General features: G+C 58.0%; 12 protein-coding genes, 1 tRNA gene and 2 pseudogenes. 9 read left to right on the forward strand and 6 right to left on the reverse strand.

The annotated features are described in order from the left end of the window. Positions 1-47 precede the first annotated feature (47 nt). The 3 genes from AAE029_RS24880 (at position 48) to AAE029_RS24890 (ending at position 3,944) form a co-directional block, all read left to right on the forward strand. Entirely contained in the window at positions 48-1,160 is a 1,113-nt protein-coding gene (locus tag AAE029_RS24880; RefSeq protein ID WP_371075586.1) for a mandelate racemase/muconate lactonizing enzyme family protein, read from the forward strand. A gap of 27 nt (positions 1,161-1,187) precedes the next feature. Continuing rightward, entirely contained in the window at positions 1,188-2,786 is a 1,599-nt protein-coding gene (locus AAE029_RS24885) for an ABC transporter substrate-binding protein (RefSeq protein WP_371075587.1), read from the forward strand. A gap of 159 nt (positions 2,787-2,945) precedes the next feature. After that, the gene (locus tag AAE029_RS24890) at positions 2,946-3,944 is read left to right on the forward strand and encodes an acryloyl-CoA reductase (protein WP_371075588.1); all 999 of its coding nucleotides are present in this window, start codon (positions 2,946-2,948) and stop codon (positions 3,942-3,944) included. 83 nt (positions 3,945-4,027) lie between these two features. Here AAE029_RS24890 and AAE029_RS24895 read toward each other — a convergent pair whose 3' ends face one another. Together AAE029_RS24895 and AAE029_RS24900 are read right to left on the reverse strand one after the other, a co-directional pair. Beyond that, the gene (locus AAE029_RS24895) at positions 4,028-4,327 is read right to left on the reverse strand and encodes a hypothetical protein (RefSeq protein WP_371075589.1); all 300 of its coding nucleotides are present in this window, start codon (positions 4,325-4,327) and stop codon (positions 4,028-4,030) included. A gap of 678 nt (positions 4,328-5,005) precedes the next feature. Beyond that, positions 5,006-5,079, reverse strand: a tRNA-Cys gene (locus AAE029_RS24900). A gap of 214 nt (positions 5,080-5,293) precedes the next feature. Between AAE029_RS24900 and AAE029_RS24905 the strand changes: the two genes are divergently transcribed. The 3 genes and pseudogenes from AAE029_RS24905 to AAE029_RS24915 form a co-directional block, all read left to right on the forward strand. Further along, complete coding sequence (locus AAE029_RS24905) at positions 5,294-5,572, forward strand: lipocalin-like domain-containing protein (RefSeq protein WP_371075653.1); 279 nt, start codon at positions 5,294-5,296, stop codon at positions 5,570-5,572. A 535-nt stretch (positions 5,573-6,107) separates the two neighbouring features. Next, positions 6,108-7,016, forward strand: coding sequence for an alpha/beta hydrolase (locus AAE029_RS24910; RefSeq protein ID WP_371075590.1), 909 nt, complete (start codon positions 6,108-6,110; stop codon positions 7,014-7,016). Between the two features lie 101 nt (positions 7,017-7,117). Next, a pseudogene (locus tag AAE029_RS24915) lies at positions 7,118-7,396 on the forward strand (LysR substrate-binding domain-containing protein); the annotation flags it as partial. Positions 7,397-7,482: 86 nt separating this feature from the next. Here the strand turns inward: AAE029_RS24915 and AAE029_RS24920 are convergent. Continuing rightward, positions 7,483-7,743: pseudogene (locus AAE029_RS24920) on the reverse strand (alpha/beta hydrolase); the annotation flags it as partial. 1,086 nt (positions 7,744-8,829) lie between these two features. Here AAE029_RS24920 and AAE029_RS24925 point away from each other — a divergent pair. Both AAE029_RS24925 and AAE029_RS24930 read left to right on the forward strand, forming a co-directional pair. Then, positions 8,830-9,297, forward strand: a complete 468-nt coding sequence (locus tag AAE029_RS24925) for an Hsp20 family protein (protein ID WP_371075591.1) — start codon at positions 8,830-8,832, stop codon at positions 9,295-9,297. Positions 9,298-9,382: 85 nt separating this feature from the next. Then, positions 9,383-9,607, forward strand: a complete 225-nt coding sequence (locus AAE029_RS24930; RefSeq protein ID WP_371075592.1) for a hypothetical protein — start codon at positions 9,383-9,385, stop codon at positions 9,605-9,607. 356 nt (positions 9,608-9,963) lie between these two features. Here AAE029_RS24930 and AAE029_RS24935 read toward each other — a convergent pair whose 3' ends face one another. The 3 genes from AAE029_RS24935 to AAE029_RS24945 form a co-directional block, all read right to left on the reverse strand. Continuing rightward, positions 9,964-10,146 (reverse strand): hypothetical protein, encoded by a 183-nt coding sequence (locus AAE029_RS24935; RefSeq protein WP_371075593.1) that lies wholly within the window; start codon positions 10,144-10,146, stop codon positions 9,964-9,966. 403 nt (positions 10,147-10,549) lie between these two features. Beyond that, positions 10,550-11,038 carry a sigma-70 family RNA polymerase sigma factor gene (locus AAE029_RS24940; protein WP_371075594.1) on the reverse strand — a complete coding sequence of 163 codons (489 nt, stop codon included), beginning with the start codon at positions 11,036-11,038 and terminating at the stop codon, positions 10,550-10,552. Positions 11,039-11,202: 164 nt separating this feature from the next. Continuing rightward, complete coding sequence (locus tag AAE029_RS24945) at positions 11,203-11,919, reverse strand: Crp/Fnr family transcriptional regulator (protein WP_371075595.1); 717 nt, start codon at positions 11,917-11,919, stop codon at positions 11,203-11,205. 464 nt (positions 11,920-12,383) lie between these two features. Here AAE029_RS24945 and AAE029_RS24950 point away from each other — a divergent pair, with 464 nt between their 5' ends. Continuing rightward, complete coding sequence (locus AAE029_RS24950) at positions 12,384-12,680, forward strand: DUF982 domain-containing protein (protein ID WP_371075596.1); 297 nt, start codon at positions 12,384-12,386, stop codon at positions 12,678-12,680. The last annotated feature ends 16 nt before the right edge of the window (positions 12,681-12,696 follow it).

The following is a 12,696-nucleotide window of genomic DNA, read 5'->3' on the forward strand; positions in this document are numbered from 1 at the left end:
CCCGGATGCATATTCAACAATTCGTTCCGAAATAAAGGATTGTCATCGTGCCGAACCCCACGACCATCAAATCAGTCGAAGCCTTTCAGGTGAGCTGGGAGCCTAATGAACCGCCGGGCCGACGCACCGCTTTCATTCGCGTTACCACCGTCGACGGAATTGTCGGCCATGGCGAGGCATCGCCTATGATGGGCGGCGAACATTCCCTGGGCGTGATCCGCGACTTCGCGCCCTCGCTCGTCGGAGCCGATGCGCTGGATCACGCGGTCCTATACGACAAGCTCCTGCACAAATATGTCAAGCTCGGACCAGAAGGTGCGGTTACGGGAGCGCTGGCGGCGCTCGACATTGCGCTCTGGGACATCAGGGGCAAAAATTTCAACCAGCCGATCTATAAGCTCTTGGGCGGCGCCTGGCGCACCGAAGTTCCTTTCTACGCCTCGATCGGCGGCAATGCTGGGCGTACTGTCGAAGAGACCGTGCGCGTCGTCGAAGCCCGCTGGAAGTCGGAGAAGCCGACAGCAATCAAGATCCGCTGGGACGGCGACCGGACCCGGCAGGACTATGATATTCCCGGCGACATAGCCAAGGCCAGGGCGGTCCGCAAGCTGGTCGGCGACGACTTCCCGCTCGCCTTCGACGCGAACAATCAATATTCGGTCGGTGGCGCCATCCGCGTCGGCAGGGCGCTCGAGGAACTCGGCTACATCTGGTTCGAAGAGCCGGTGCAGCACTATAACGTTCGCGCGATGGGCGAGGTGGCGCAACGCCTCGACATCACTGTCTCTGCCGCCGAGCAGTCCTACACCACTCAGGCGGTGGTCGACATGATCAACGCCGGCGTACGCATGGTGCAGCCGGATATCGTCAAGATGGGCGGCATCACCGGGCTGATGCAGTGTGCAGCCATCTGCCACGCCCATGGAGTGGAGCTGGTGCCGCACCAGACACAGCCGACGATCGCGCATACGGCCAATCTGCATCTGCTCGCAACCATCATGCATCTGACAAAGCCGGCGGAATTCGCCGATCCGTCGACCCGCATGCATGTCGCCTTTGCCAATCCGCCGAAGCCCGTGGATGGCAAATTCGTGGTGCCGTCCGGTCCCGGTCTGGGCCTCACCGTCAATGACGCTGAATTGGACAAGCGGCGTACCTGAAAATTGTCCTTGGAGGAGGAACAGATCATGAGCTTTAAGAGACGCGAATTTCTGGAACTGGCGGCCGCTTCGGCGGCGCTCAGCATGATCGGGGTGGGAGCCGCTCGTGCTGGAAGCAATACGGACGTCATTCGCATCGGCATTGCCGCCGGCGGTCCGCGCACCAGCGACCCGAACCAGACCACGCAAGGATCCGATAACTGGGCGACTGAACAGATGTATGAGCAGCTCGTTCGTCCGGGGGACGGCGATTTCGCGACATCGCCGGATAAATACGTCCCGACCCTGGCAACGGAATGGACCAAGTCTTCCGATGCCAAGACCTGGACCTTCAAGCTGCGCCAGGGTGTGCAGTTCCACAAGGGCTATGGCGAAATGACCGCCGACGACGTGGTGTTCTCCTACAAGCGGGCGATCGCGGATGGCACCAACAAGACGATCATGGCCAATGTTGCCGATGTTGTGGCCAGGGGCCCCCATGAGGTCGACATTCTGCTGAAGACGCCGGACGTAAACCTGCTCGGCACGACGATCTTCTCGAACAATACCTCGATCGTCTCCAAGAAGGCCTATGATGAAATCGGCGCTGAGAAATTCGCGACCGACGCCGTCGGTACAGGGCCCTACGAGCTGACCCGTTTCGATAGCGAATGGGGCAGCGCGATGAAGCGCCATGAGGGCTATTGGGGGACGAAAGCCAAGATCGGCGCCGTTGAATGCGTTTATATCGCTGATACCACCGCCCGCACCCTGGCGCTGCTTTCCGGCGACGTCGACATGATCGAGGCGGTGCGCGCGCCGGGCTGGGTGGATTCGATGCTGCAGCGCGACTCGACCCTGCAGTTCGACATGACGGTGCCGGGTTCGTTCAACACGCTGCACATCAATCTCAACCGCAAGCCCTTCGATAATCTTAGGGTTCGCCAGGCGGTGATGTACGCCATCGACCGCCATGCCGTGGCGAATGCCCTGAAGCCGATGGGCGGCTTCATGGCTGGCCTGCAGCCGGATTTCTTCCCGGCCGGGTTCAAGACCGAGGACCTGCCTCCGGAGCTGCAGTACAACTACGATCCCGATAAGGCGAAAGCGCTGCTCGCCGAAGCTGGCTTCCCGGATGGATTCGACTTCGACAGCAATTGCAGCCAGCGCGAGGACTATTCCTCGACGATGCTGATCGTGCAGGAGCAGTTACGCGCGGTCGGTCTGCGCATGAACTTGAAGATCGGTGATCACACCGCCTATCACGCCGACAACCGCAGCGACAAGAACACGCTTGCCATGCATTCGTCGAGCTATCCGCCGATCCCGACGCAGCTCTACTTCCAGCAATTGTCAGCGAAGTCCGAAGTCAAAGGCGACGGTAAGGGCGGAGGCAACTACAGCCACTATGGCGTCGCGATGCCAGGCATCGACGCACTTCTCGACAAGGCCCTGCAGGCGACCGACTACAAGGACTATGTCGATATCTGCAAGCAGATCGAACTGCAGGTATTGCGCGACCTGCCGCTGATCGGCCTTTCGACGCTTTCCTTCACCGTGGCGCGCAATGCACGTGTCGATCTCGGCTACAAGGTCAAGAGCGGCTATGCCCGCTGGCGCTTCCATCGTGCAACCAAGACCGCGTGATTGCGGAGAGCTAACGTCAGCCGATCCTGTGAATCGGCTGACTTGCCGGTGCCGATCGCGAGCATATCTAATATCCGGATTTGCGGCGGCCGGATGTCGCACCGGTTGACGAAAGGCGTTGCCCGGTCTTTCTTCAATACAGAGGACAGGGAGTACCCGATGAGCTTCAAGGCCCTTCTGACCGAGCGCGATGCCGCGGGCGCCGTGACGTCGAATGTTCAAACACTGGAAGAGGATCGGCTGCCGGACGGCAACGTCACCGTTACCGTGGAGTGGTCCGACGTCAACTACAAGGATGGACTATGCCTCACCGGTGGTGGCGGGCTCGTGCGCAGCTATCCGCATGTGGCCGGCATTGATTTTGCCGGCACGGTGGCTCAAAGCGCGGATCCCCGCTTTGCCGCTGGGCAGAAGGTGGTGCTGACAGGCTGGCGCGTGGGCGAGACCCATTGGGGCGGCTTTGCCGAGAAGGCCCGCGTCAACGCCGACTGGCTGGTGCCACTGCCGAATGGCCTGTCCACACGCGAAGCGATGATCATTGGCACCGCGGGGCTCACCGCCATGCTGGCGATCAACAAGCTGGAGGCAAATGGTCTCAAGACCGGAGCGGGCGAAGTGCTGGTGACAGGTGCGGCCGGTGGCGTCGGCACGGTAGCAGTGATGCTCCTCGCGCGGCTCGGCTACGATGTCACGGCAATCTCCGGCCGGCCACAATTGGCCGAGGAACTGAAGGCACTCGGCGCGAAGACGATCATCACCCGCGAGGAATTCTTCGCGGCACCCGACAGGCCGCTGGAAAGCGCCCGCTGGGCGGCTGCGATCGACTCCGTCGGCGGCGCCACGCTTGGCAAGCTCTTGAAGCAGGTCAAGCAATGGGGCGCCGTTGCAGCGGTCGGCAATGCTGGCGGTGTAGCACTCGAAACCAACGTGCTGCCGTTCATCCTGCGCGGCGTCTCGCTCCTCGGCATCGACAGCTCCATGCAACCCTATGCTACCCGCATTGCAGCTTGGACACGTATCGCTGAGCTATTCGATTTCGAAGCCTATGGCGATTTTGTCCGGGAGATCGGTCTGAGCGATCTGCCTTCCGCCGCTCAGAACATTCTCGCCGGGCAGGTTCGTGGCCGGCTGATCGTGCGGCTTCGCGAGCAAGGATAGCAACTCGCATAGCCACTTCGTGGGCAGGCCGGCCTTCAAGCCGACCTTTGGGATAAACGACTTTTAGGATATGCCATCACCGATCAGTCGCAGCCGCGGCCCTGCGAGTCATGGGAACCGGCGCTCGATTCGGCATTGGAGGTCTTGCAGTCGATCCGCGGATCATTTGGATTGATGCCGGTTGTCGTGCTGTAGGTGAAGTTCGGATCCGTTCCTGGTGGCGGCGCATATCCGGGGCCATTGCCCATCGGTTCCTGGGTGCCGCTGGCATTGTTCATGCCGGGATCGTTGGGCTGCGTATTGGTGCCACTCGCATACTGAGCCATGGCGCTCGTGGCTAGGCCAAGGGTGAGAGCGGACGCGGCAAGAATTCGCAAAAGCATCTTGCTTCTCCTTCGAAATGTTTCCGTACAAGGAGGCTAATCCCTCTGCGTCCGGATTGTTCCGATATTTTGGCTTTCTCATTGGGCGCCTGACATCCAGCTGTCGCAGGTTTACTGACAGGCGTCAGCGACGCTTCGCGCATTGAGCGGGTGCTCGACTTGTCCCAAGCCGATAACGCCGAAATGAACCTTAATAGCCGCCGTTGCTATAATTGGGGCCTATCCCCGACGGCTGTGAGTAGGTTGTATTGCCTGAGCCAGTGCTCGCGCATCCTGAAAGCGTCAAAAGTGCGATTGCTGCGACAAAGAGATACTTCAATATCATTCTCCGGTAACAGAAGGGTGCCAAACCTCACGAAGGGTGCCCGCGGATATTCCATTGAATCATCGGCAATGGCAACGGATGCTTGCAAGCCGCCCGACGCAAATATGATTTCAGTTGTAATGAGGCGACACTGGTGAGACCTCAACAGCAAATCGCTGCCGTCAGAACTGTACAGGTGACATATGGCAAGGAACCAGGGTGCCGATAAACCAAGGATATCGCCACATGTTGGCTGAAGTCGCCGTCGTCGTCTCGAAGCCTGAAGGGGAAGCAGCTTCACGCAACGTGAAAAGGTGCTAATTCAATTCGCACCATTCTTAGGTATAAACTATTGAAATGGTTGTAGGAAATGTTGGAGGCCTCGCCCGGAATTGAACCGGGGTACAAGGATTTGCAGTCCTCTGCGTCACCACTCCGCCACGAGGCCATCCGTAACAGAATTTTGATGTGGTGGCGCGGATTTAGAATGATCCGAAGGAATGCGCAAGAGGCTATTTCTGAAAAACATCCTCGGCGATTTCTGAAATTCTGTTTCCGAGGTGTTCTCCACAGGGATTACTTGCCGGCCTTACCCATACGCTTTTTCGTAGCGTTTAAAACACGCTTTTCCGTTTCCTTCGCATAGCCTCGATAGGCCCGTGGTGTCAGGTGTTTGGAAAGAGCGCGTCCCTATCCTTCGGTCAGTTCCATCTCTTCGATACCGGGTCGAGTCGCCCAACCGGCTCGTTACCACCGTCGACATCGCTTGGTTTGAGCCTTGGGTCGGCAGCGAGCAGGTCAGATACTGCGACTTAGCTGGCGACAGTCTGACGCTCACAAGTGCACCTCTGAATATGCCTAAACAGAATGCGCCGACGTTCGCTGTAGTGACTTGGAGGCGAGAAGTGGCATCGCAAAAACAAACATTCTGCGGCACTTGAGCGCGAAGCATGCTTCACGAAGTTATTTGCGGCAAGTTAACCTGCCCAAAACATCCATGCCGCACTTGAACTTGGCATCAAAATCTTCTTAAATTCCCACATTCCAATTACGGGCTGGGCTCTCGGATTGCCTCACTCAGTTCGAGACGAACGCGGATCGGCCATAGATTTTCGGCTGAAGCGGTCGCTTCTGACCAACCAGAATGCCTTTGTTCCATGGATATCGGTTACGCAATACGGCGGTTTCCATGACGAAGTCTCCGCCGCTCCTCCCACGGCATCGCCGCTATCAGGCAGTGAGACGATATCACGGTTTGTCGCTACCTGGCCCATTGCGGCCATAGCGTCTCGCAAGTGCCAAGTATTATTGACGTGAGATGACGTTCCAGTCCTGCGGGTCTGCGTCCGCGGGGGGCAGCAGTGGCCCAATAAAGGGCGGGGAGACCGCGAACTCATGTTTGCGCTGGGTCTCCAAAGCCAAATTTGAGGTAGGAACTTGCCTGTGTTCAGGCAGGCTTTCGAAAGGACGAACAGGATGACTATCGAGATCCACGCACTGTCCGAGAAAGACGCGGCCGTCATCGCGCAGATACGAGAGGGGCTAAAGGGGGTCAAAGGAACGTTTACGGGTCCTGACAAAAGGCCGGTGTTCGACCAGATGATGAGCGGCTTCGCGCCGGCAGACGGTATAGAATACGAAGATGGCTTTGTGGGAGGGGTGGCCGGAATATGGGTCCGGCCGCAGTCCTGCCGCTCTATTGATCGCGCCATCCTCTACTTCCATGGCGGCGCGTATGTCATTGGCTCTCCCCAAGCTTATGTCAACTTCGTTGGCCAGATAGTGTCACGCAGCGGAATCCCAGCCTTTGCTGCCGACTATGCCTCGGCGCCGGAACACCCGTTTCCCGCCGCAATCGAAGACGCTGCTCGCGCTTACAATGGTTTGATAGAGCAAGGTGTGCGGCAGATCGCGCTGGCCGGTGACTCGGCTGGAGGCGGTTTGGCCTTGGCTCTGCTTTCCCAGGTCAAAGATTCCAACCCGGCGCCGCGCGCGGTGGTCGCTCTTTCGCCCTGGACCGATCTTGCGCTCACCAGCCCGTCCATGCTGACCCGCGACGCTGTGGACCCCATCTGGAGTGCCGCAGCGCTGGCCGAAATGGCGCGGCTCTATCTTGGCGATGTTGATCCCCGCAGTCCGCAGGCATCACCCGTCTACGCTGATCGGCGTGGCTTGTCGCCGCTGCTTGTCCATGTCGGAGATGCGGAAATATTACTCGACGACGCCCTTCGTTATTCAGAGGGTGTCGAAAACGCCGAAGTCCACGTCTGGGAAGGCATGCTGCACGTATTTCCCGCAAGTGCGGGCATTCTCGACGCCGCCGATGCGGCCCTCGAGAGCATAGGGCAGTTCATCGCGTCAAACATGCTTTTCAACCATGACTGAAAGAGGCTGATTGAACCCTTCGCTGACGTATGCCTGAACCGCGACTTGCGGGGCTGCCTAAGCTAACCGGCATGTCTCATCTGGGCGAGCAGTTTCTTGCGGAAAGACTTCGGCGGGCGACCTTCGAGGCGCATGATCTTTCCGGTGACGTCGCCTATAGCTGCGACCACACGCTGTCGCTCGTCTCGCTGGTTGCGGCCGACCTTGGCGCCGGCTTCGTGCCGGAATGGACGCGCGAGCTGCCGAACCGCGGCTTCGAGCTGAAGAAGGTGAGGGGCGTGCACTCCAAGATTGCGCTCGGTGTCGCCTGGAACAAAGAGGATCCGACGGCAACACGCGACGACATCATCGACATCGCACGGTCACTGGCACGGCGGGGAGGTAGGTCCAGATCCGCTGAAATCCTCCCGGACCCGCGTGACTTCCTTTGCGATCTTTGTGATGATCGAGCACCACGTTCCGAAAGCTAATGGCTAAGCGACTGGAGGAAGAGGATGATTTGGTTAACCATGCGATCATCCCACATATCGTTGTGGCCGGACCCGGCGTAGATTTGCATCTGCTTGGGCTCGGGTGCCGCGCGATATAACGCCTCCCCCGACGACAGCGGTATAATGGCGTCGCGCCTGCCGTGAATGAAAAGTTTGGGTTGCCTCACCTCTGTTATTTTTAGATCCGAGCGGAATGGATCCTTGATGAGAAGTGCAACCGGAAAAAATGGGTAATAAGGCCCGTCGTGCGGACGACGGGGCAATGCTGGGGACGCGTAAAGTGGACCGTCGCATGCCAGTGAGCGAACGCTGCACGGCGATCGCAAGGGGCGATGCCGTGTGGATGCGCCGGTCCGGCGTCATAACGTTCCGCACCAGTATTTGTTCCGGACTGCGGCACTCAATGGCGATGTTGAGCGACTAAAAGAAATAAGGGGAAGCTTAGTGGACCATGCCAGGACGCCGGGCGAAATGGGACGCGCGGGGCGGACCGCCGCCCTGTCACCATAGATCCTGTTGGGGCAGCTATCTCTCATGACAGTCGGCGGTCCGGCACCAAAACGCGAAAAAAGAGAATTCGTTCCAGAGGCAGAACACAGTTATAAAAAATGGTTTCAAAATTTAGCCCTGGATTCAGAGCTTCGCGCTCTCGCATTGAAGGCCATAACGAGGATTGACCGCTCCCACGATCTCTTAGCTGGAACTGCGGTATATCTCGGCATCAGTGGCGATCTCTGTTCGCAGACACGCTCAAGAGGAGCCGGGGGCGGTCTTACTTGTGCATAGTAGCAATATTCAAACCACACTATCTTCGTGCATACTCCTCTGGTCTCCCCAACCAATATCGGCACCATCCCTGACGGGCATATGGGAGGCAAGGAAGGGATGAGATGCTCCAGGCCGGGAGGAGCAGTCCTTGGCGCCGCGTCCAGGGCGCTGATAAAGAGGCGGTCTGGAATCGTGATTCCCTTGGCTCCCAAGAACTGATGGAGGTCGCCCCGCGCGCCAGCGCCCGCAACTCAGCACCGGGGAAGTCAGGACAGCCAGCAAAGCTTTCGCGTGCTTGCCGACTTCCTAACGGAAGATGTTGTGCTTGCTCTTCAAAGCGCTGCCGCGGACGACGATACCTGGCAGGACGGGTTCAACATCGCTCCGCTTGAACTGCAGGCGGGGTCTAGGAAATTTTTGGAGCGCCCTCTTGAAACGTAATTTTCCCGAGACCAAATCGATTTCGCCGGCAGCCCAGAAAGGGGGCCGGCAAGCCGGAGACGCAGGTTTCCGACGCGTCTCCATTTCCATGTTGCTTCACGGAGGATGTGGCTATGAGAAACGAATTCGATTTTGCTCCGCTGTACCGGTCCAGCATCGGCTTCGACCGCGTGTTCAATCAACTTAACAACGCCAACCGTCTGGCTATCGACAGCTGGCCGCACTACGACATCGTCAGGACCAGCGAGAACGACTACTGTATCACTTTAGCCGTTGCCGGCTTCGCCGAGGGCGACCTCGACGTTATGCAGGAACAGAACGTCCTTGTGGTGAAAGGCGGAAAGGCAGAGGACAATGCTGGCGAGTATCTTCATCGCGGCATTGCCAGCCGGAGCTTCGAACGACGGTTCGAACTCGCCGATCACGTCCGCGTCGAAAACGCCTCGTTGAAGAACGGCCTCCTTTCCATTGCGTTGAAGCGCGAGGTGCCGGAGGCGATGAGGCCACGCAAGATCGCCATTGGTGGCGACCACCAGTCGCAGGCGCCGCTTACGATCCAGGCCGAGAAGCAGGTCGCCTGAGTGCTTTCGGGTTCACGGTACCGAGCTGAGTTCGAGCTCGCGACGCCGCTTGCGTAGAGCGGCGTCCTGAATTTGGAGAGCTGCAATGGAAACGACGAGCCTGGAGAAGCAGACGGTCTTAGATTCCCGCGATCTCGACATCTGCCAAAAGGTGTTCGACAGCTTGCGCGACAAGGCGGGCGTGCCGAAGGATTCGGAGGAGGCCTCGCGGATAGCAGCGATTGTCGTGGAACTTTACAGAAATGGCGTCCGCAATCCGGACAGTTTGCTAGTCATGGTCGAGGCCGCCCGAGGTCTGTTCGAGAAGTAGCAAGGCGACCGACGATGAGAAGGGTGCGCGCCCATTCGCGCCCTTCTCGGGAAGTCTCGTGAGTGGCGGCGGCGTCAATAGGACAAAGGCACCTCGGACAGCTTCCAAAGGTTCCATGCTGCCGCAGCGAGTAGCGCTAAGATGAGGAAAAACAAGATGAGCTTCGCAGTGCGGCCTTTCATAGACCCGAATTAAGGCGCACACCGGCCCACGGCAATCGGACCAAAGTCCGAGACTTCACCACGTTCGAAGCGTCGCTCGCCGTAAACAACGAAGTTGCACCATAAAGCGTAGCCGAGCAGCCTTCGCCGTTGGCCGTTTCGAGCGGAGTGCCTTTGCGTTGATCGCGGGAGGCACTATCGCCATCTCGGCTTCCGCCTTGCATTATGCAAGAGTTCGCACGCTGTGGCGAATGGGCCAAATAGCTGAAGCAAACGAGCCTCTTCCGCTGAATCGATCTCACATCGTTTGCAGAATTCCGTGACAGACCACACCCTGGAGATCGCCCTGCTGGCATTCTTCGGCTCAACTCGCTCCATCTAACGCCTCCCACACTGTTGCTGGAGGCGGGACTACCAGAATATAATTTAGCAAAAAATAAAATAAGACAATCGGACGCCAACCGTACGCTGCCAGACGAAACCATCGAATGGCGTTGCAGCTACAGAAGGGGTTTTCAGGCAACCTGCGAGCATTTCAAGACCGACGGAGGCCAATCCTGAAGCCCCCAGAAGCATTCGCAAACTGCCCTTGACCGGGACGAAGGGCTAGGAAGGCACGCGCTGAAACGGCGGATAGGTCGTCAGCATCGTTTGAAGGAGCGGCGAGGCGGCTCATTCGGCATCGTCGATTGACGATCAGAACCTTTCGATATCGAACCATCGCAACCCTTCCAAATTGCGCGTAAGAGCGTGAAAAAGTAGCCGTGTCGAACTTTAATCTTCAACGAGAGCCAAGCTCTGTCAAAAGATCGCGCCGTGCTCGATTGACGCGACTTTTTACTGTCCCGATACGGCAACCACACAGTTGGGCTATCTCCTTGTAGCTCGTGCCGAGTGTCACCAGTACCAAAGCACGGCGCCGAGGTGCCGGCATTCGTCCTAACGCGCTGCGAAGTTCATTCTGCCGGATCGACCATTCCTGTGTAGGTGGAGTGGAGACATCTTGGAAGTCACGGTCTGGTCCGACTGGTTCGCGCAGCATCTTCCTATATTTTGTGCAAAACGAATTGCGCATAATGGTGAACAGCCACGACCTCAGGGCGGTGCCGGGCGCGTAAAGATGAATAGAGGCCAAGGCCTTCAGCAAGGTCTCCTGCACAAGATCATCCGCGTCGTCTTCCGATCTGTGGAACCTACGCGCGAAGCATTTCAGCGCGGGTGTCAATGCGACGATCTCTGTTTCGATCGCTTTTCTTTGGGCTTCGTTCATGCTTGATACTGCGGGTTGGGGCATGGCATCGTCCTCGTTCGATGTCAGGAGAACCCGCGGCAACATCAATGGTTGCTGTACGTCAGCGTACGGACGGAAGAATTGAGAAATCAGCTTTGAACGACGCCCTACGCGATTTGCCAAAACAATGTCAGGGTAAGACGTCAGCGGAGCGGTCCGATCAGCCGCCGATATTCTTCCTCCGGCTTTCCATAGGCGTCCGCGGCGAATTCTTCCAGCGCCTCTCTGTTGCGCACGATGATGTTGCCGCGTTCCGATCGGATGAAGCCGTTGCCCTCCAGGACGTGCAGGGCCGTTGTTACGCTGGGCCGCCTGACAGCGAGCATTATCGCGATGAACTCATGTGTGAGGGCTATCTGGTCGCCATCAACGCGGTCGTGGCACATCAGGATCCAACGTGCCAGCCGTTCGCTGATCTCATGGACTGCGTTTGAAAGAGCAGTAAAGGAAACCTGTGTCGCAAGCACCTGTGCTGCTCTGTGAAGCAATTTGGAAAATTCCGGATTATCGTCCATGAGTCGAAGAAAGCGAGAGCGGGTCAAGCGATAGGCCTGGCCGGGAACCTGGACAGAGACCTCTGGAAGAGAACGATCGGCGCCAACGGCAGCCGATGTCGGGGCAAACCCGTCGCGCCCGAACAATCCCCCTTCGGCTTGATTGCCTTCTGGCGAAACCGTGATGACGGAGCCAATCCCGGAACACGGAAAATAGACGTATTCAATTGGACTATTTGCGGCGACCATGAGGAATCCGCGCGGAATGTCGACCGCCAGGAGGTGCGCCGAGACTTCATCGAACTCCCGCTGGGGCAGCAACGATAGAATGCGGTTTCCAATTGAGGACTGCTGTGGTGAAGACATCGACCTTCCTCTATTAAACCTGCCCCACGTGGTGGTGTTTTAGCGTCGGACTTGGCCGCCAGGACAACCCGCCGGCGGCCCGAGAAGAAGGGCGTAACCAATCCCGGTCTTATAGAATAGACCCAATCCCTACACACCGCCACCGTCCGCTGTTCGCGCATTCTTTTCAACGAAGCGTGCGCTGCCGTGCGCCAAACGGAGGCAAGCCCGTTGGTCAGGCCAACTATACTCTTGCACTAAGACAGGACGAGAGGATGGCCGTCGTGGCGGCCGTCGATATCAATGTGACGATGAATACAGTCGGGATCCTCACGCTCCATCGGGACTGGCCACCTCAATTGTCCGACCTGTGATCGCGCGAGTGAGCAGGCCCAGCGGCGGCTTTGATCATCTTGAAGATCTTGACTTCAACGACTAATTTTTTGGTCAGCTTCAATCCCGATGAGCCAAGACAGGAGGTAAAAATGGCGCTCAATCTGTTTGAACGGCCGATCTACATCAAGCAGAAGAACTACATGCAAGAGATCGGATGTCTCGACGACGTCTTTGACCTTTTGGAGGAATGGCCGGAAGGGCGGAGGGATCTGTCCTATGAGACGCTCGTTACGAAGTGCCGCGAGGCTGCGTGCGGGAGGTTCCCGATAGCAGCTGTCCGCGAAAATTTCCGGCGCTTCGTAAAGAAGGCAGGCATGCTGGCTGAAATTGAAGATGTTCCCAATTTCGCTACCCTTCCGACCAACCGAAATGTCGGCAACTCTTAGCGTTTCCGCGGCCGGC

It is taken from the genome of Sinorhizobium sp. CB7, assembly GCF_041357635.1.
GTDB lineage: Bacteria > Pseudomonadota > Alphaproteobacteria > Rhizobiales > Rhizobiaceae > Rhizobium.

Coding starts and splice junctions, on each gene's coding strand:
- AAE029_RS24885 (WP_371075587.1), top strand. CDS start 1,188: ATGAGCTTTAAGAGACGCGAATTTCTGGAACTGGCGGCCGCTTCGGCG.
- AAE029_RS24890 (WP_371075588.1), top strand. CDS start 2,946: ATGAGCTTCAAGGCCCTTCTGACCGAGCGCGATGCCGCGGGCGCCGTG.
- AAE029_RS24945 (WP_371075595.1), bottom strand. CDS start 11,919: ATGTCTTCACCACAGCAGTCCTCAATTGGAAACCGCATTCTATCGTTG.
- AAE029_RS24895 (WP_371075589.1), bottom strand. CDS start 4,327: ATGCTTTTGCGAATTCTTGCCGCGTCCGCTCTCACCCTTGGCCTAGCC.
- AAE029_RS24950 (WP_371075596.1), top strand. CDS start 12,384: ATGGCGCTCAATCTGTTTGAACGGCCGATCTACATCAAGCAGAAGAAC.
- AAE029_RS24935 (WP_371075593.1), bottom strand. CDS start 10,146: ATGGAGCGAGTTGAGCCGAAGAATGCCAGCAGGGCGATCTCCAGGGTG.
- AAE029_RS24930 (WP_371075592.1), top strand. CDS start 9,383: ATGGAAACGACGAGCCTGGAGAAGCAGACGGTCTTAGATTCCCGCGAT.
- AAE029_RS24910 (WP_371075590.1), top strand. CDS start 6,108: ATGACTATCGAGATCCACGCACTGTCCGAGAAAGACGCGGCCGTCATC.
- AAE029_RS24940 (WP_371075594.1), bottom strand. CDS start 11,038: ATGAACGAAGCCCAAAGAAAAGCGATCGAAACAGAGATCGTCGCATTG.
- AAE029_RS24925 (WP_371075591.1), top strand. CDS start 8,830: ATGAGAAACGAATTCGATTTTGCTCCGCTGTACCGGTCCAGCATCGGC.